The 18,013-nt window shown below is 73.1% G+C and carries 18 protein-coding genes; 10 read left to right on the plus strand and 8 right to left on the minus strand.

The window, feature by feature from the left end:
• The first annotated feature begins 106 nt into the window (after window positions 1-106).
• Window positions 107-820 (plus strand): SDR family NAD(P)-dependent oxidoreductase, encoded by a 714-nt coding sequence (locus tag OG746_RS23430; RefSeq protein ID WP_266717555.1) that lies wholly within the window; start codon window positions 107-109, stop codon window positions 818-820.
• A gap of 15 nt (window positions 821-835) precedes the next feature.
• Here the strand turns inward: OG746_RS23430 and OG746_RS23435 are convergent, their stop codons facing one another.
• The gene (locus OG746_RS23435; RefSeq protein ID WP_266717556.1) at window positions 836-1,426 is read right to left on the minus strand and encodes a TetR family transcriptional regulator; all 591 of its coding nucleotides are present in this window, start codon (window positions 1,424-1,426) and stop codon (window positions 836-838) included.
• Between the two features lie 80 nt (window positions 1,427-1,506).
• On the opposite strand from OG746_RS23435, the gene OG746_RS23440 reads away from it, so the two are divergent.
• Both OG746_RS23440 and OG746_RS23445 read left to right on the plus strand, forming a co-directional pair.
• Window positions 1,507-2,328, plus strand: a complete 822-nt coding sequence (locus tag OG746_RS23440; RefSeq protein ID WP_524540443.1) for a class I SAM-dependent methyltransferase — start codon at window positions 1,507-1,509, stop codon at window positions 2,326-2,328.
• Window positions 2,329-2,425: 97 nt separating this feature from the next.
• Window positions 2,426-2,665, plus strand: coding sequence for a hypothetical protein (locus tag OG746_RS23445; RefSeq protein WP_266717557.1), 240 nt, complete (start codon window positions 2,426-2,428; stop codon window positions 2,663-2,665).
• Window positions 2,666-2,747: 82 nt separating this feature from the next.
• Here OG746_RS23445 and OG746_RS23450 read toward each other — a convergent pair whose 3' ends face one another.
• Complete coding sequence (locus tag OG746_RS23450) at window positions 2,748-4,448, minus strand: tetratricopeptide repeat protein (protein WP_266717558.1); 1,701 nt, start codon at window positions 4,446-4,448, stop codon at window positions 2,748-2,750.
• Window positions 4,449-4,569: 121 nt separating this feature from the next.
• The gene (locus OG746_RS23455; RefSeq protein WP_266717560.1) at window positions 4,570-5,829 is read right to left on the minus strand and encodes an FAD-dependent oxidoreductase; all 1,260 of its coding nucleotides are present in this window, start codon (window positions 5,827-5,829) and stop codon (window positions 4,570-4,572) included.
• 106 nt (window positions 5,830-5,935) lie between these two features.
• Between OG746_RS23455 and OG746_RS23460 the strand changes: the two genes are divergently transcribed.
• Entirely contained in the window at window positions 5,936-6,610 is a 675-nt protein-coding gene (locus OG746_RS23460) for a TetR/AcrR family transcriptional regulator (RefSeq protein WP_266717562.1), read from the plus strand.
• The gene (locus OG746_RS23465) at window positions 6,603-7,142 is read left to right on the plus strand and encodes a MarR family winged helix-turn-helix transcriptional regulator (RefSeq protein ID WP_266717564.1); all 540 of its coding nucleotides are present in this window, start codon (window positions 6,603-6,605) and stop codon (window positions 7,140-7,142) included. The genes OG746_RS23460 and OG746_RS23465 overlap by 8 nt, the downstream gene beginning before the upstream one ends.
• Window positions 7,143-7,144: 2 nt before the next feature.
• Here the strand turns inward: OG746_RS23465 and OG746_RS23470 are convergent, their stop codons facing one another.
• Window positions 7,145-8,860, minus strand: coding sequence for a chloride channel protein (locus OG746_RS23470; RefSeq protein ID WP_266719148.1), 1,716 nt, complete (start codon window positions 8,858-8,860; stop codon window positions 7,145-7,147).
• Between the two features lie 214 nt (window positions 8,861-9,074).
• Here OG746_RS23470 and OG746_RS23475 point away from each other — a divergent pair, with 214 nt between their 5' ends.
• Complete coding sequence (locus tag OG746_RS23475) at window positions 9,075-10,073, plus strand: NAD-dependent epimerase/dehydratase family protein (protein WP_266717566.1); 999 nt, start codon at window positions 9,075-9,077, stop codon at window positions 10,071-10,073.
• A 93-nt stretch (window positions 10,074-10,166) separates the two neighbouring features.
• Here the strand turns inward: OG746_RS23475 and OG746_RS23480 are convergent, their stop codons facing one another.
• Together OG746_RS23480 and OG746_RS23485 are read right to left on the minus strand one after the other, a co-directional pair.
• Window positions 10,167-11,294, minus strand: coding sequence for a sensor histidine kinase (locus tag OG746_RS23480; RefSeq protein WP_266717567.1), 1,128 nt, complete (start codon window positions 11,292-11,294; stop codon window positions 10,167-10,169).
• A gap of 2 nt (window positions 11,295-11,296) precedes the next feature.
• Window positions 11,297-12,049, minus strand: coding sequence for a response regulator transcription factor (locus OG746_RS23485; protein ID WP_266717569.1), 753 nt, complete (start codon window positions 12,047-12,049; stop codon window positions 11,297-11,299).
• Window positions 12,050-12,172: 123 nt separating this feature from the next.
• Here OG746_RS23485 and OG746_RS23490 point away from each other — a divergent pair, with 123 nt between their 5' ends.
• From OG746_RS23490 to OG746_RS23500, 3 genes are read left to right on the plus strand one after another with little or no spacing between them, the layout of a single operon-like run.
• Complete coding sequence (locus OG746_RS23490; RefSeq protein ID WP_266717571.1) at window positions 12,173-12,865, plus strand: glycosyltransferase family 2 protein; 693 nt, start codon at window positions 12,173-12,175, stop codon at window positions 12,863-12,865.
• On the plus strand, window positions 12,862-13,500 hold the full coding sequence (locus OG746_RS23495; protein ID WP_266717573.1) for a TIGR04282 family arsenosugar biosynthesis glycosyltransferase: 639 nt from the start codon (window positions 12,862-12,864) through the stop codon (window positions 13,498-13,500). Before OG746_RS23490 ends, OG746_RS23495 begins: the two co-directional genes overlap by 4 nt.
• On the plus strand, window positions 13,497-14,249 hold the full coding sequence (locus OG746_RS23500) for a class I SAM-dependent methyltransferase (protein WP_266717575.1): 753 nt from the start codon (window positions 13,497-13,499) through the stop codon (window positions 14,247-14,249). Before OG746_RS23495 ends, OG746_RS23500 begins: the two co-directional genes overlap by 4 nt.
• Before the next feature lie 325 nt (window positions 14,250-14,574).
• On the opposite strand, the gene OG746_RS23505 is transcribed toward OG746_RS23500, so the two are convergent.
• Complete coding sequence (locus tag OG746_RS23505; RefSeq protein WP_266717577.1) at window positions 14,575-15,798, minus strand: molybdopterin-dependent oxidoreductase; 1,224 nt, start codon at window positions 15,796-15,798, stop codon at window positions 14,575-14,577.
• 113 nt (window positions 15,799-15,911) lie between these two features.
• Here OG746_RS23505 and OG746_RS23510 point away from each other — a divergent pair, with 113 nt between their 5' ends.
• Window positions 15,912-17,273 (plus strand): hypothetical protein, encoded by a 1,362-nt coding sequence (locus OG746_RS23510; protein ID WP_266717579.1) that lies wholly within the window; start codon window positions 15,912-15,914, stop codon window positions 17,271-17,273.
• Window positions 17,274-17,293: 20 nt separating this feature from the next.
• Here OG746_RS23510 and OG746_RS23515 read toward each other — a convergent pair whose 3' ends face one another.
• Window positions 17,294-17,974, minus strand: a complete 681-nt coding sequence (locus OG746_RS23515; protein ID WP_266717581.1) for a phosphoribosyltransferase — start codon at window positions 17,972-17,974, stop codon at window positions 17,294-17,296.
• Window positions 17,975-18,013: the final 39 nt, after the last annotated feature.

The following is an 18,013-nucleotide window of genomic DNA, read 5'->3' on the forward strand; positions in this document are numbered from 1 at the left end:
CTATCCCGGCACTGCCAGGGTGGCACTCGCACGAAGTTTGGCAGTCGCTGACAGGTTGACGTAGGCTGTCAATTCCTACCTCCGGCAGCACGCAAAGGGGCGCACCATGTCTGCACCTGCAGCTTTGATCACCGGTGGAACCAGCGGTATCGGCAAGGCCACCGCTGAACTGCTCCGCTCACGCGGTTACCGCGTCATGGTCACCGGCGTCAGTAACGTCACCGAGGCCGGACTTCCCGAGGACGTCAAGGTGGTCCGGGTCGACGCGCGGTCCCTGTCCGACGTCGACGAGTTGATGGGCCAGGTGCGCCGCGAATTCGGCTCCCGCGACCTGCTGTTCCTCAACGCCGGCATTTCCCGGCCGGGCCCGATCGAGTCGACCGACGAAGATGCCTTCGACGCTCTCTTCGACATCAACGTCAAGGGCAACTTCTTCACCCTGCAAAAGGCGCTCCCGCACCTCAAGGAGGGGGCGTCGGTCGTGTTCACCGTCGGGGCCGGCGAAGGGATCGGGGCCGCCATGACGGCCGCCAAGGGGGCCCTGCTGCCTCTCGTGAGGTCCCTCGCGCTCGAACTCGCCCCGCGCCGCATCCGCGTCAACGCCGTCAGCCCAGGGCTGATCGACACCCCCGCCTACAGTAAGTTGGGCGTCTCCCAGGAAATGGTCGACTCGTGGGGTGAGGGCGTCCCGCTGGGCCGCGTCGGCACACCCTCGGACGTTGCCGAGACCGTGGCCTTTCTTGCCTCGGACGCCGCCGGTTACATCACCGGCGAGAACCTCGCCGTCTCCGGCGGCATCGGCGTGCACGCGGGCGCCTGACGATCCGTCCAGTTGCTAGTGGGGCAGCGCTCCCGCGACGGCGGACGTGACGACCCGGCGGACGTCCGCCTCCGCGGGCGGGCCGTCCTCCCGGTTCGCGTACAGCAGGTGGCCCGAGCCGATGAGGGTCAGGCCCAGGGAGTCGATGTCCGTGTCGGGCGTCAACCGGCCGGCCTGCCGCTCCGCTTCGAGGTACGAGCGGAGCATGGCGGTGGCGTCCGACAGGACCGTGACACCGGGCCGCCCGGCCGCCCGCAGTCGCGCGCGCAGGCCGTCGCGGAAGGTGAGCAGGCCGACCATGGCGACGACGACCGGCGTGAACAGGTCCGTCAGTGCGTCGGTGAGGAGGTCGACGACGGTACGGGTGCCGGCGGTAGCGACGAGCGCGGCGGCCCGTTCCTCCATGCGGCCCGCGCGGTCGATGACGAGGTCGGCCAGGAAGGCGTCGAAATCGGCGAAGTGGCGGTGCAGCACGCCCTTGGCGCAGCCCGCCTCCGTGGTGACCGCCCGGCTGGTGAGCGCGGCGGCCCCGTCCCGCATGAGGACGCGCTCGGCCGCGTCGAAGAGCTGCTCCCGCACATCGCGTATGGCCACACCGGTCGGCACCTGCGCTTCTCCTTCGTTCGACTCGGCTCGGGGTTCGGCTCAGGGTAGAAGAGTGGGCGAGTGCCCACTATGGTGGGCGCATGCCCACTCGTGATGTGAAGCCCTCTGAGGCCGCTGCGAACCAACCGCACAAGGCCCGCGCCATGGCGGAGTCCTTCGGGGCCGACCCCGAGCGCTACGACCGCACCCGGCCCCGCTACCCGGATGCCCTGGTCGCCCGGATCGCCGCCGCCGCGCCCGGCCCTGACGTCCTCGACGTCGGCTGCGGCACCGGCATCGCGTCCCGCCAGTTCCGGGCGGCGGGCTGCACCGTCCTCGGTATCGACGTCGACGCGCGCATGGCGGAGTACGCCCGCGGTCACGAACTCGACGTGGAAGTCGGCAAGTTCGAGACCTGGGACGCGGCGGGCCGCACCTTCGACGCGGTCGTCGCGGGACAGACCTGGCACTGGGTCGACCCGGTCGCAGGAGCCACGAAGGCGGCCGAGGTGCTGCGCCTCGGTGGACGCCTCGCCCTCTTCTGGAACGTCTTCCGCCCAGGGCCCGAGCTCGCGGCCGCCTTCGCCGCCGCCCACCGCGAGGCCCTGCCCGACTCGCCGCGCAACCCCTGGGCCCGCCCCACGCTCGACGCGTACGGGGCGATCTTCACGAAGGTCGCCGACGGGCTGCGCGACACCGCTCTGTTCGGCGAGCCCGAGGAGTGGCACTTCGACTGGGAGGCCACGTACACGCGCGACGCGTGGCTGGAACAGCTGCGCACCAGCGGGGAGGCGGGCACGTACCGGCCGGAGCAGTTGGCGGACCTGCTGGCGCGCACGGGCGCTGCGATCGACGCGATGGGCGGCGAATTCACCCTGCCGTACACGGCGGTGGTGGTCACCGCGGAGCGCGCCGAAGCCTGACACCGGGGCCTGCGGCGCGGCCCGGCGGGGCGCTGTCGGCCCGATTGTCAGTGGTGGATGCTTCCCTGGAGTCGTAGCGGAAGGGGAAGCAGGAGTCATGACAGAGGAAGCTCGGCGTCGGCAGCCCGGCCGGGACCTGTGTGTCCGACGGCATCCGGACACACAGGTGGAGTGCGTGCTCCCCGACACGCACTATCCGCACCCGCACCACGCGCTGGACGGGACGACGTGGCACGACGGGTTGTGCGGGGCCTGCCACGGGAGCGGGCAGCGCGAAGGGGAGGTGTGCGGGGATTGCCGTGGCGGCGGGTTCTGTCTGCTGGAGGAGCAGGAGTGAGGAGTCAGGAGTGAGGGGCCAGGCGTGAGAGATGAACGGGGGAGTTGACCCAGGTTGCTGGGCAGGGCCTGAACGGCAGCCGTCAACAGCAGTCGTTCTCCTCCTCAGGTGTCCCCGAGTCCAGGCGGCAGTAGCACGACGAGCGGATCGGGACGTCCGCCACCGCCAGTGCCGTCGTCAGCTGCGGGGCGATGATCCGGGCCTCCGCGTCGCGGTCGAGGCGGAGCAGGCACTCGTGGTAGCCGTGCAGCGCCCACACGTTGTTGGGGTGGCGCAGGGGGCGGGGGAGGGCGTCGTCGAGGCCCAGGTCGGCGGCGTAGACGTCGGCGGCCTCCGCCACCCTGCCCTGCTCCAGGAGCAGTGCCCCGTATGCGTGGCGGGTCGGCTGCATCCAGCCCCACGGCTCGTCGTAGGGAAGGGTGTCGTCGAGGTGGATGGCGCGGCGAAGGTCGGTGAAGGCCTGGTCGAAGTCGCCCGTCCGGTAGGCGAGTTCGCCGTCGAGCATCGCCCCGGCCAGGGCGAGGAGGTCGAGGCACGTGTTGTTGAAGAGGGTGCGGGACTGCGGCACCCGTTCCACGGCGGTGGTGAAGCGCGCGCGTTCCGCCGCGGCCTCCTGTGTGCGGCCGGTCGCGGCGAGGGCCACGCCCCTGCCGTAGTGGGTCATCGCCGTCGTCACGCAGTACAGCTCCGGGTCGCGGGGCAGCGGCAGGTCGATGAGGTCCTGCCAGCGGCCGAAGCGGACCAGGGCGTGCACCCGCATGCCCAGGAAGCCCTCCAGCCAGTCGGCCTTGGGCGGGGACTCGACGCGCAGCAGCTCCTCGGGGACCGCCGCCTCGAGCCGGTCCACGGAGTCGAACGCGACCTCGGCCCGGCCCGCGAACATCGCGGCGTAGAGCCGGAAGTGGATGTTGTGGCAGCGGTAGAGCGTGTAGAAGTTCATCGCGCCGTCGCGGGCCAGTGCGTGCTCGTCCGCCTCGATGGCGCGGGTGTTGGCCTCGATGGTGCGCCGGTAGTCGCCGCACAGCACGTCGATGTGCGTGGGCATGTGGTGCAGATGACCCGAGTCGGGCACCAGGCCCCGGAGCCGGTCGGCGACCGGCAGCGCCTGTTCGGGCGTCGGCGACATCTCCATGAGGTGGATGTAGAGGTGCAGCAGGCCGGGGTGGTCGCGGCCGTCGGGCCGCGCGAGCGCGTGTTCGAGCGCCTCCCGTGCCTCGACGGTGCGGGCGCCCTCGGCGGGACGACCGGTGGGCAGATCCCACAGCTGCCAGGGCGTGAGGTTCATCAGGGCGTCGGCGTACAGCGTCGCGACATCCGGGTCGTCCCGGTGGTTCGCGTAGACCTTGCCCATGGCCTGCGCGTACTCCTCGTTCCACACCGACTGGTCGGGGGCGGGACCGGGGGACGGATAGCGGTGCCGGAGGGCGTCGACCAGCGCCTGCTCGACCGGTGTCGCGCGGGCGGCGGCGAGCGTGGCCCGCTGGACGGCGTGGTGGGTCCGTTCGACGCTCGACGTCAGCTCGCGCTCGTCGAACGCCTCCCACGGCTTGTTGTAGTTCGGACCCAGCGCGTAGGCGAGGCCCCAGTGGGCCATGGCGCACTGCTCGTCGGCCTCGATGGCCCGCTTGAAGCAGCGGGCCGCCTCCTCGTGGTGGAAGCCGTACACCCACAACAGGCCGCGGTCGAACCACAGTTGGGCCTCGGGTGAGCCGGTGGTGACCTCGCGGTGGAAGGGTCCCAGGTCGTAATAGCCGTCGCTGCCGTCGATATTCACGGGTGCCACCTTCGACGAGTGTGCGGGGCCGTCCCGGCGAGGGGCGGATCCGGCACATTGTCCCGCCAGGGTCGGCGCCGCACCATGGTGCGGGTGGGTGCGCCGGTGCCTTTCGGTGGGTTTCGTCGGGTCAGGCTCGCGCGGCGTCGTACTCCGTCGCCGTCTCACCGGCGACGCGCTCACCAGTGACGGACTCGCCGGCAGCCGACTCGCCAGCGACGGACTCACCAGCCGCGGTGAAGAAGTCGACGAGTGAGTGCGGCGCGCCGTCGCCGAGGCAGAGGTCCAAGATCTCACGCGCGTCGTCGTAGAAGCCGGAGGTGCGGGTGAACATCGCCGCTTCGTAGTCCGCGAGGGCCGCCTCGATGTCGTCGGGGTGCGCGGCGATCGCCCTGCCGAGTTCGGCGCCGTCGAACATGGCCAGGTTGGCGCCGTCGCCGGACGGCGGCATCAGGTGCGCGGCGTCGCCCAGCAGCGTCACGCCCGGCACGCGGTCCCAGTGGTGTCCGTCGGGCAGCGTGTGGATCATGCGCGCGACCGGGGCCGACTCGCCGTCCGTGATCAGGGCGGTGAGCTCCGGGGCCCAGCCCTCGAACTCGGCCGCGATCCGGGCCTTCGCCGCGGCCACGTCCGTGAAGTCGATGTCGGCGAACCAGGAGGCGGGGCGGGTCAGTTGGACGTAGGTGTGGATGATGCCGCCGGCCTCGCGGTGCGCGTTGATGCCCTTGCCGGGGGAAGGGGCGAGCAGGGCGCCGGCGCCGACCGCGTCGGCGGCCGCCGTGTGGCGCTCGTCCACGTCGTACAGGTAGGTCTCGACGAACGTCGTGCCGGTGTAGGCGGGCGTGGCGTCCGAGACGAGGGGACGGACCTTCGACCAGGCGCCGTCGGCCCCGACGAGGAGGCCGGTGGTGACGGTCGAACCGTCGGCGAAGGCCAGCTCGTGGCGGCCGTCGCCGAGCGCCAGGACTCCGGTGATCTTGTGTCCCCACTGGACCGTGCCCCCGGGCAGCGAGTCGAGCAGGATCCGGCGCAGGTCGCCGCGGAGCACCTCGGGGCGCTTCGCGCTGCCGTCGTCGGGCTCGTCCATCAGCACCTTGCCGTGCTGGTCGAGCACGCGCAGCGCCTCGGCGCCCTCGTGGATGATCGCGCGGAACTCCTCGGTGAGCCCGGCCGCCGCGAGGGCCGCCTGCCCGTCGGCCTCGTGTATGTCGAGCTGGCCGCCCTGGGTGCGGGAGTCCGGCGAGGGGTCGGCTTCGTAGACCGTCGCGGGGATGCCGTGGACGTGCAGGACCCGGGCGAGGACGAGGCCGCCGAGGCCCGCGCCGACGATCGTGATCGGGGTGGTCGTGTGCGTGGTCGTGTTCGCAGTCGTGTGCGTAGTCGTGTTCATGATCTTGCTCCGTTTCGAGAGTCCGAGATTTCGGGAAGCGATGAGCGTGGAACGTTGTTCCAGTACCAGTTTGGAACAATGTTCCAGCCGTGTCAAAATGGGACCCATGGCGACCAGGGCACAGCGCACCGACGCGCTCTCCAAGGAGCGGATCGTCGAGGCGGCGATCGAGATCCTCGACACCGAGGGCGAGAAGGGGCTGACGTTCCGCGCCCTCGCGGCGCGTCTGGCGACCGGCGCCGGAGCGATCTACTGGCACGTCGCGAACAAGGACGAGCTGCTCGCCGCGGCCACCGACGGCGTCGTCACGCGCGTCATGGCGGACGTGGCCCGTGACGAGGATCCGCGGGAGGGGATCCGTGTCCTGGCGCTCGGCGTCTTCGATGCGATCGACGTGCACCCGTGGGTGGGAACCCAGCTCTCCCGCGAGCCGTGGGGGGCCGCGCTGCTGCAGATCTTCGAGGGCCTCGGTGGCCGGCTCCAGGAGTTGGGCGTCGCGCGCGCCGAGCAGTTCAACTCCGCCTCCGCGCTGCTGAATTACGTACTCGGAGCCGCAGCTCAGAACGCCGCGAACGCCGGCCTCGTACTCCCGGGCGCGACCGACCGCTCGGCGTTCCTCGGCGGAATCGCCGCCCGGTGGAATGAACTTGACGCCACGCGCTACCCGTTCCTGCGGCAGGTGGCCGCGGAACTGCCCGAACATGACGACCGGGCGCAGTTCCTGGCCGGCATCGACCTCATACTGGCGGGTATCGACACCGCGAGGAGGGCGCATGGCTGAGAGCGGGAGCGGGCCCCGGGCCGAGGGCCGGGACGACGTGGACGCGGTGACCCGAGCGGTGCTCACCGCGTCGCGGCTGCTCGTCGCCGTGTCGGCCCGGTCCCTCGCGGAGGTCGAGGACCGGGTGACGCTGGCCCAGTTCCGGATGCTGGTGGTGCTCTCGACGCGCGGCGCCACCAAACTCGTCATGCTCGCCGAGCAGCTGCACGTGGCGCCGTCCACCGCGATGCGGATGGTGGACCGGCTGATCGCGGCGGGACTCGCGGACCGCCGCGCGAACCCCGCCAACCGCCGGGAGACGCTCCTGCAGTTGACCGACGAGGGGCGCCGCACCGTCGAGAACGTGACCACGCGGCGCCGCGAGGACATCGCGGGGATCGTGGAGCGCCTCGACCCGGAGCAGCGCGCGTCGCTGATCGGCGCGCTGGACGCGTTCAACGAGGCAGGCGGCGAGCCCTCGGCACCCGACAACCCGGACCCGACCCTGCACCCGCTGGGCTGGGCCGATCTGCCGACGGGCTCCGCCGGCTGAACCTACGCGGGCACGCCCTGTGCGGACGAGGCCTGCGCGGGCGCAGGCCGGTGCAGCGCCCGCAGCGCCCCTTGGTGGCTGAGCCAGCCCACCGGCTCGTCCTTGTCGGTGTGCATCACCGGGAGTCCCGTGCCGGGCGCCGCGAGAAGCGTGTGCAGCGCCGCGGCGAGCGGCTGGTCCGCGGTGACGCGGGGCGTGTGCAGGGCGAGTTCACCCACGGTGGACGGCGCCCCGTCCGGCTGCTCCGCCAGCGTCTCGGCCACCGTCTGCGCCGTGACGACGCCGAGATGTGCGCCACGGTCGTCGCACACGGGCAGGGCGCCGTGGCCAGAGCGGCTCAACAGCTCGGCGGCGTCGGCCAGTTGGAGCGACGCGGGCAGGGGAGTCGGCAGCGGTTCCAGGACGGTGGCCACCCGCTGCCCGCCGAGCGGCGCGTCCGGCGCCGGGCCGTCCAGGTCGATGCCGCGGCGGCGCAGCTTGAGCGTGTAGATGGTGTCGCGCGTGAGCAGGCGGCTGGTGGCGGTGGCGAGGACGATCGCCAGCATCAGCGGCAGGATGATCGAGTACTCGCCGGTCAGCTCGAAGAGGATCACCACGGCGGTGATCGGCGCGCGGGACGAGCCCGCGAAGACGGCGCCCATGCCCACCAGCGCGTACGCGCCGACGGCTCCCGCCGTGCCGGGCAGCAGGCCGTGCGCGACCGCGCCGAACGCGGCGCCCAGCATCGCCCCGATGAACAGGCTCGGCGCGAACACCCCGCCCGAGCCGCCGATGCCGATGGTCAGGCTCGTGGCGATCATCTTGCCGACGAGCAGGAGCAGCAGGAAGCCGATGGCGTACCCGCCCTCCGTCGCCTTCTCCAGGACCGGGTACCCGACCCCGTACATCTCGGGGAGCGCGAGCAGGACCAGGCCGAGCGCGAGCCCGCCGACCGCGGGGCGCAGCCACTCGGGGCCGCGCCACAGCCAGTCGCAGGCGTCCTCGATCGCGTACAGGACGCGCGAGAAGCCGACGCCGACCGCGCCCGCGACGACGCCGAGCACGGCGAACAGGGCGTACTGGCCGAGGTGTTGGACCGGGAAGTCGGGCAGGCTCAGGAATGCCACGTCACCGAAGGCGGCCCGGCCGATCACGCTCGCGGTGACGCTGGCCAGGACCGTCGCGCCGAACGCCTCGACGGTGAAGGTCCGCAGGATCAGCTCCATCGCGAAGAACACACCGGCCAGCGGCGCGTTGAACGTCGCCGCGATGCCGCCCGCCGCGCCGCACGCGACGAGCAGCTTCAACCGCTCCTCCGAGAGTCCGGTGATGCGGCCGAGCGTCGAACCGAGCGCCGAGCCGATCTGCACGATCGGCCCCTCGCGCCCCACCGAACCGCCCGAGCCGATGGTCAGCGCCGAAGCGAGTGTCTTTACGACGGCCACCTTCGGGCTGATCCGGCCGCCGCGCTTGGCGACCGCGAGCATCACCTCCGGCACGCCGTGCCCGCGCGCCTCCTTGGCGAAGCGGTTGACCAGCGGACCGTAGAGGAGGCCGCCGATGACGGGGGTGACGAGGACGAAGAAGGGGCCGAGCCAGGGCACGTGCGGGTTGGCGCTGCCGGGGTCCGCCGCGTAGTCGCCGTGCCCGGAGAACAGGCGCGTGAACGTCTGGATGCACCAGCGGAAGACGATCGAGCCGAGCCCCGCTCCCGCACCCACGAGCACCGCGAGAACCATCGTCGAACCCCGGCCGCCGAGCATCGGGCGTAGTGCCCGCAGGCCGCCTCCTGTGCCGCTCACTCTTTTCCCTGCCTCACGTTTGCACCATGCAAAATACCGACCTTTGCATTATGCAAAACGTGTCAAGGGGCGGTGCGGCCGGGTCTTACGGAGTAGTGACGCATCGGCCCGTTGCCGTGGTGTGCGGGGCCGGGGGATCTAGCGTGGCGGCATGCGAGTACTGGTCACCGGCGGTGCCGGGTTCATCGGGTCCCATGTCGTCGAGGCGCTGACCGCGCGCGGGCACGAGCCCGTCGTGTTCGACGTGCGGGAGGATCCCGGCGCCGATGTGCGCGACCCCGACGCGGTCGCCCGCGCGCTGGTCGGCGTCGACGCCGTGTGTCATCAGGCGGCGCGGGTCGGGCTCGGCAACGGGGTCGCCGACGCCGCCGAGTACGTCTCGCGCAACGACCTCGGCACGGCGGTGCTGCTCGCCGCCATGGCCGAGGCCGGTGTGCCGCGGTTGGTGCTCGCCGGGTCGATGGTCGTCTACGGGGAGGGGCGCTACGCCTGCCCGCGGCACGGCGTCGTCCGGCCCGGTCCGCGCACCGCCGCCGATCTGGACGCGGGACGGTTCGAGCCCAAGTGCCCTGAATGCGGCGCCGAGTTGGCGCCCGGCCTCGTGGGTGAGGACGCCCCCGTCGACCCGCGCAATGTGTACGCCGCGACCAAGCTCGCGCAGGAACACCTCGCCGTCGCCTGGGCGCGCGCGAGCGGTGGGACGGCGCTCTCGCTGCGCTACCACAACGTGTACGGGCCGCGGATGCCCCGCGACACCCCGTACGCCGGTGTCGCCTCCTTCTTCCGCTCCGCGCTCGCCCGCGGCGAGGCGCCGCGTGTCTTCGAGGACGGCCGCCAGCGGCGCGACTTCGTGCACGTACGGGACGTGGCCGAGGCCAACGCGGTGGCGCTGGAGGCCGACGCCGAGCCGGGCGTGCTGCGCGCCTACAACACGGGCAGCGGCACGCCGCACACCGTCGGCGAGATGGCGTCGGCGCTCGCGGCGGCGTACGGCGGGCCCGATCCCGTCGTGACGGGGGAGTACCGTCTCGGCGACGTCCGGCACATCACCGCCGACTCGGCGCGGCTCCGCGCCGAGCTCGGGTGGAAGCCCGAGGTGCAATTCGACGACGGGGTACGGGAGTTCGCGCGCGCCGCGATGGACAGGTGAGCCCCGGTCAGTGGGTCAGCAGGTGCTCGCGCCCGAACATCGTCGCCGCGGCGCGCGCCGTCGAGGGTTCCAAGCCATGCCGCACGGCGGCCATCACGGTGCGGCGGCGCTCGCGGCGGCACTGGGCAGCGTGACCTCGAAGCGGCAGCCGCCGGGGATGTTGCTGACCGTGGCCCGGCCCGCGTGCGCCTCCACGATGCCGCGCACGATCGCGAGGCCGAGGCCCGCGCCCGCCGGGGGAGTACGGGCGTGGGTGCCGCGCCAGCCGGTGTCGAAGACGCGCGGGAGGTCCTCCTCGGGGATGCCGCCGCAGGCGTCCGAGACCGACACCACCACGCCCTCCGGCGAGCGGTGCGCGGCGACGGCGACCGTGCCGTCCGCCGGGGTGCGGCGGATCGCGTTGACGAGGAGATTGCCCAGGACCCGGCTCATCTCCTTGCCGTCGACCTCCACCGGCACCGGCTCCACCTGCTCGCCGACGAGCCGCACCCCGTGCTCGCGCGCCAGCGGGTCGGCGCCCGCCAGCGCGTCGCTGACCAGGTCGTACAGGGACATCCTTGCCGGGGCCAGCGGCAGCGCGCCCGCGTGGATGCGGGACAGCTCGAAGAGGTCGCCCACCATGTCGTTGAGCCGCTCGACGTCGGTGCGCATCTGGCGCAGATAGCGGTCCGGGTCGGCGGCGACGCCGTCCTCCAGCGCCTCCGCCATGGCGCGCAGGCCCGCGAGCGGGGTGCGCAGATCGTGCGAGATCCAGGCGACCAACTCGCGCCGCGAGGTCTCCAGGGCGCGCTCACGCTCACGGGAGGCGGCGAGCTTGGCGCTGGTCGCCGCCAGCTCCCGGCTGAGCTCCTCCAGTTCGGCGGTGGCCGGGGCGTCGGGCGCGGCGAAGTCGCCGCCGTCGCCGAACGAGCGGGCTGCGTCGGCCAGTTCGCGGCTGCGCGCCACCACCCAGCGGCCGAGGACGAGTGCCGTCGCGAGCGAGACGACCGCCGCCATCGCCACCACCGTCGTCACCACTGACAGGTCGTGCGGCGACAGGAACATCGCCCACGCCACGGCGAGCGTGCCCGCCAGCATCGCGACCACGCCGACGGTGGCGACCACGGCGAGCGAGGCGGTGAGCGAGCGGCGCCGCAGCAGCCGCAGCGCGGCCGCACCGGCGAGCCCCGTGGCGGCGGCGCCCGCGAAGGCGTACAAGGCGATGAGGAGTTTGTCGTGCACGGTCAGGCCTCCCGCTCGACGGGCTCGGTGCGCGGGGCGGGCTCGAAGCGGTAGCCCACGCCCCACACCGTCTGGATCAGGCGCGGGCGGGCCGGATCGTCCTCGACCTTGCCGCGCAGCCGGCGGATGTGGACCGTGACCGTCGACAGGTCGCCGAACTCCCAGCCCCACACCTCGCGCATCAGGTCCTCCCGGCTGTACGCCCGCCCCGGATTGCGCAGGAAGTAGGCCAGGAGGTCGAACTCGCGCAAGGTCAGGGCGAGTTCGGTGCCGTCCCGTGTGACCCGGCGCGCCGCCGGGTCGACCGTGAGGCCCGCCGCGCGCAGCGGGCTTTGCCGTGCGGTGGCGGGGCGGGCGCGGCGCAGCACCGACTCCACGCGCAGCACCAGCTCGCGCGGGCTGAACGGCTTCGTCACGTAGTCGTCCGCGCCGACCTCCAGGCCGAGAATTCGGTCGTCCTCGTCGCCGCGCGCGGTGAGCATGATGACCGGGACGGGGCCGCGTTCACGCATTCGGCGGCACACCTCCAGGCCGTCCATGCCGGGCAGCATCAGGTCGAGGACCACCAGGTCGGGTCGGTGCGCGGCGGCCCGCGCGAGGGCGGCTGGGCCGTCGTCCGCGCGGTCCACGCGGTAGCCGGCGCGGTCCAGGTATCCCGCCACCACCTCGGCGACGGTCGGATCGTCGTCGACGACAAGGACGCGGGCCGCGCCGCCGTCGGGGGCCGGCCCCGTGGGCTCGTATGACTGCTGCATGCCACCAGCCTCGCACCGCGCCGGGCCTCCGCGGCGTCCCGGCCGGGGCCGAGCGGTCGACGTCCGTGTTTCGTAAGGATCCCGCGCCCGAAATGTCGGAATCGGGCTCGTAGGGTGAGACCCGTGACAAGCCCACCCACCACCGTCGACGTGGTCCTTCCCTGCCTCAACGAGGCCGAGGCGCTGCCCTGGGTCCTCGACCGGATCCCGCCGCACTGGCGCGCCCTCGTCGTCGACAACGGATCCACCGACGGCTCCGCCGGGATCGCCCGCTCGCTGGGCGCCCAGGTCGTGCGCGAGGAGCGGCGCGGATTCGGCGCCGCCTGCCACGCGGGCCTGACCGCGTCCGACGCCGACATCGTGTGCTTCTGCGACTGCGACGCCTCCCTCGACCCGGGGCTGCTCGTCCCCTTCGTCCGCGAAGTGGCGGACGGCGAGGCCGACCTGGTCCTCGGACGGCGCCGCCCGACGGCGCGCGGCGCCTGGCCCGTGCACGCCCGCGCCGGCAACCTCGCGCTCGCCCGCATGCTGCGCCGCAGGACCGGCCTGCGCCTGCACGACCTCGGGCCGCTGCGCGCCGGGCGCCGCGAGGCGCTGCTCGGACTCGACCTCACCGACCGGCGCAGCGGCTACCCCCTGCAGATGGTGGTGCGCGCGGCCGACGCCGGCTGGCGGATCACCGAGCACGACGTGCCGTACCTGCCGCGCACCGGCGCCTCCAAGGTGACCGGCACCTGGCGCGGCACCTGGCACGCGGTGCGCGACATGAGCCGGGTGCTGAACGAGACGCCCGTACGGGAAGGAAGCACGCGGTGAGCACACGCCGTCAATCGCCGGTCGACCTCCTGGTCATCGCCAAGGAGCCGCGCCCCGGCCGGGTCAAGACCCGCCTCACGCCGCCCTTCACGCCGCAGGAGGCGGCGGAGCTCGCCGAGGCCGCGCTCGCCGACACCCTGGAGGCGGTCGCCCAGGCCCCGGCCGCCCGCCGCGTCCTCGTCCTCGACGGCGCGCCCGGCCCCTGGCTGCCGCCCGGCTTCGAGGTCGTGCCGCAGTGCGCGGGCGGCCTCGACGAACGCCTCGCGGCCGCCTTCGCCGGGTGCACGGGACCCGCGCTCCTCATCGGCATGGACACCCCGCAGGTCCGGCCCGAGCTCCTCACCGTCGACTTCGCCGACTGCGACGCCTGGTTCGGCCCGGCCCTCGACGGCGGCTTCTGGGCCCTCGGCCTGGCCGACCCCGAACCGGGACTGCTGCGCGGCGTGCCCATGTCCACGGCGCACACCGGCGCCGCACAGCGCGCCCGGCTCGTCGAGGCGGGCCTGCGGGTGCGCGATCTGCCGCCCCTGCGTGACGTCGACACCGCCGAGGACGCCGCGGCCGTGGCCGCCGAGGCACCGCACGGCCGGTTCGCGGCGCGCCTGGCGCACTGTACGGCCGGGGCCGACCGGTGAGCGCCCCGCCCGCCGCCCCCTGGGCCGGTGCCGACCCGTACTCCGCCGCCCTGCGCACCGGGCGCGGGCCGCTGTTCCTGCGGCGCGCCGACGGGTGGCTGCTGCCCCTCGAGGTGGAGCGATGGTGTGCGCGGGCCGACGCCGTCGACCGGCAGGTGCTGGAACGCTGCGAGGGCGCCGTGCTCGACGTCGGCTGCGGGCCCGGACGGCTCGTCGCGGAGCTCGCCGGGCAGGGGCGTACCGCACTCGGCGTGGATGTCAGCGACGCCGCCGTCGCCCACAGCCGTGGTCTCGGCGGCCAGGCGCTGTGCCGCTCGGTGTTCGATCCGCTGCCCGGCGAGGGCCGCTGGAACACCGTGCTGCTGATGGACGGCAACATCGGCATCGGCGGCGAACCCGCCGCCCTGCTCGCCCGCGTCGTCCAACTCCTCGCCCCCGGCGGGATGTTGATAGCCGAAGCCGCGCCCGTCGACGTCGACGAGCGGGCGAGCGTGCAGGTCACCGACTCACCGGGGCAGTCCGGAGGTCACCCCTTCCCGTGGGCGCGGCTCGGCACCCCCGCCCTGCTCCGGTACGCGGCCGGGGCGGGTCTGCGCCCCGTCGATCAGTGGTCCGTGGGCGGCCGGTGCTTCGCCGCGCTGCGCACCCGCACGGCGAGCACCAGCGCGGAACCCGCGAACAGCGCCGCCGTGAGCAGCAGCCAGTGGCCGAGGTACACATCGGCGGAGCGGCCGGTCGCCGACCGGTAGCGCTCCTCCTGCGCCCCGCTGATCAGCGGGAACCAGACGAGCAGCAGCAGCGCCGAGAGCGCGGCCGGAACCCGGACGTACCCCACCCGCTCCCGGCGCCCGGCCGCCGCGCTCCCACGCACCAGCAGCCGGTCCACGCCCGCGTACAACGGCACCAGTACGAGATCGTGCACGAGGGCCGCGCCTACGAACCACAGCGCCACCCCGAACCAGTCGTCGGCGAGCATCCGCACCCCCGCGTACCCGGCGAGCGCGAACGAGCAGAGCAGCAACAGGAGTTGAAGCGGGCTTCCCAGAGGGATGCGACGCAAGAGTGACATCGGGGTCACACCTTTCCGAAGGTGAGTCGGGCCACCCACTTGGTGTTGAGCACCCCCGGTGCGGCGGGCACGATCACGCGCGCCGGGTAGCCGTGATCGGCGGAGAGCGCTTCCCCGTTGACGTACAGGGCGAGCAACGACCGTGGATCGGCGACCTGGTTGGCGCGCAGCGCGGCGTGTCGGAAGGCGCCGCGCCGTTGCAGCGACTCGACGAGCACATCCGGCGGATCGCCGTCGTGGCCCACGAGTGCTGCCAGGTCCCGCAGCCGTACGCCGCGCCACCACTGGTCGGACGTCGACCAGCCCTCCACGCACGCGATGGGCAACGCCGAGCTGTGCAAGGGGAGTTGAGCAAGCTCCGCGCGGCTGAGGCGGACCGTGCGGCCCGAACGCCCGACCACGACCAGGCGCCACGCCTCCTCGGCCGTCTCCGCGCGGTCGATCCCCGCGTAGGCGGCGGTCTTGTTGATCTGGAAGCCGTTGGGGCCGGTCCCCGGGTCCGCGCCGCCGTGCGGGGCGAGCAGCGCGGTGCGGCGCAGCGGGCCGTCGAAGCTCTGCCCGGCCGTCGTACCGAACAACAGCAGCGAGCCGCCCCCGACGAACCACAGCGCGCCCCGCCGGGACACCGTCGGCGGATCCGGTCGCGGAGCCACCAACTCCCCCTCCTCGCGCGCACGACGCACATTGCGCACCGCCGCCGGAACCTTCAGCACCGCGTGCGCCACGAACGCGGCGAAGAACACCCACGCCCCGTAGAAGTGCAGCGGATAGAACGAGCCGGGGAAGAGATAGTCGAGCTGCACGTTCAGCACCCCCGTGACGAACTCGAAGAGCCCGCCGCCGACCAGCAGCAACAGCGAGACACGTTCGAGCGCGTGCGTCAGCGAACGGGCCGGCGGCAGCGCGAACAGCTTCGGCACCACCGACCACAACTTCGCCAGCAGTACGGGGATCAGCGTGACGCCGAGCGTGACGTGCACGCCCTGCGTGAGCCGGTACAGCCAGTGCGGATCCGTCGGCCAGGCGAAGAGGTAGAAGCCGAGGATCCCCTTGTCCGGGGTCTTGTCGTTGACCGGGGCCAGGCCCGGGTTGTACGCCGCGTACGAGACGAGGCCGGTCACGAACAGGGCGGTGATGCCGACGAGCAGCACGAGGCCCAGCACGGAGGTGAACCAGGGGCCGCGCAGCGGGCTGCGCCAGAAGGAGGGCGAGGCGGGGGTGTCGCGCATGTCTCGACCGTAGGCCGCGAGTACCGGCCGGCGGGGTGCGCGACTCATGACGAAACGCTGACATCAGGGCCGGTCGGCGCAGTGCGGGACGCCTCTCGGCCTAGCGTTCCGGTGTGAACCCCCGCACGGACCCCCGCACCGAACCGCGCGGCACGCGCCGCGACCTGTACGCCGCCGCTTCCGCGCTCCTCCTCGTCCTCGCCGCTGTGCTCGTCGGCCGCCACATCGAGGACACCTACGGCACCCTGCACGTCGGCGCGCCCCCGCTGTACGGCAAGTGGCTCCCGCACCTCGGCCCCGGCACACCCGCCGCCCTCGCGGTGGCCGCCGCCGTCGTCGCGTACGGGCCCGCCCTCGCGACCCGGCTCCGCTGGCGCGCGCTGCTCGCCTCGGCCTGGGCCACGGCCACCGCCTGGGTCCTCTCCCTCGCCCTGATCGACGGCTGGCACCGCGGCGTCGCGGAACGACTCACCACCAAGTACGAATATCTGCAGGTCATCGACCGATTCCACGACATCCCGGCCACCCTGCGCGACTACACGCGGCACATCCTCATCGACTCACCGGACCACTGGCCGGCCCACACGGCCGGGCACCCGCCCGCCGCCCCGCTCACCTTCGTCCTCCTGGACCGCATCGGGCTCGGCGGCGGGGGATGGGCGGGCCTGTGGTGCGTCATCGTCGGCGCGACGGCGTGCGTGGCCGTGCTCGTCGCCGTGCGCGCGCTCGCCGGGGAGGAACTGGCGCGCCGCGCCGCCCCGTTCATGGTCGTCGTGCCCGGCGCGGTGTGGATGGGCGTCTCGGCCGACGCGTACTTCGCCGCCGTCGCCGCGTGGGCGGTGGCCCTGCTCGCGCTGGCGGTGAGCGGGCGTTCGGTCTGGTGGGCGGCGGGGGCCGGGCTGCTGTTCGGCCTGACCTGCTACCTCTCGTACGGGCTCACGCTGTTCGCGCTGATCGGGCTTGCGGTCCTCTTCCTCGGGCGGGGGAGGGTGCGGGAGCGGCCGGTGGCACTGGCGGCCCTGTTCTGCGCCGGGCTCGTGGTCGTGCCGGTGGTGTTCACGCTCGCCGGGTTCAACTGGTGGGAGGCGTACCACCTGCTGATGACCCGTTACGACCAGGGAGCAGGCGGCATCCGACCGTACGGCTACTGGGTGTGGGCCAATCTCGCGTGCACGGTCCTGGTCGTCGGTGTGGCGACGGTGGCGGGGCTGCGGCGGACGGTCGGGCAGTTGGTCCGGCCGGACGGCAGGGGAGGCGGGCAGGCCCGGCTCGCGCTCCTCGCCGGGGCCGCGCTCCTCGCCCTGCTCGCCGCCGACCTGTCCGGTATGAGCAAGGCGGAGACCGAACGCATCTGGCTGCCCTTCGCGATGTGGCTCGTCCCCGCCTGCGCGTTCCTCCCCCGGGCGAGACCGTGGCTGGCCGCGCAGGTGGCGCTCGCCCTGCTCGTGAACCATCTGGTGCTCACCGGGTGGTGACGCGGCTCGGCCTCTACGGGTCAGCCGCGGCCGCTTCTCTCGTGGCGGTCCTCGCGGGCGTGGAACGCGTTCAGTACGTCCATCACCTCCGCGTCCGAGACCTGCGGGAACCGGTCGTAGCCCTCGCTCACGGCGTGGAAGTCCGCCGGCTGTTCGAGGCAGATCACGTCGCCCGTGTGCCCCCGCATGTCGGCCACGGTCTGCGGGCTGCCGACGGGTGCCGCGAGGACAAGGCGGTCCGCGCCCCGGCGGCGTAGCGACATGAGGGCCGCGGTGGCGGTGAGGCCGGTGGCGAGCCCGTCGTCGACCACGATCACCGTCCGGTTCTCGACCGGCGGCGTGGGGTGGTCGGTGCGGTACGCGTGGGTGCGGCGCCGCAGTTCGTCCCGCGCCGCCGCGACATCGGAACCGAGCCCTTCCTCGCTCAGGCCCAGGAGTTCGAGGGCCACCCGGTCGAAGAGGGGCGGCTCCTCGTCGACGACGGCGCCGATCGCGGTCTCGCGCCGGCCCGGCACGCCGATCTTGCGGGCGACCAGGACGTCGAGGGGCGCTTGCAGCGCGTGCGCGACGGGCGCCGCCACGGGGACGCCGCCGCGTGGCAGCGCGAGCACGACCGGATCGACGAGATCGCTGGAGTCGGCCCACTCCAGCATCCGCAGGGCGAGTTCTTCACCGGCGTGCGTACGGTCACGGAAGGGCACGGGGCCTCCTCTGTGGTCGTCAGTGGTCCTCGGTGGGGG

Source organism: Streptomyces sp. NBC_01016, from assembly GCF_026341035.1.
Classification (GTDB): Bacteria; Actinomycetota; Actinomycetes; order Streptomycetales; family Streptomycetaceae; genus Streptomyces.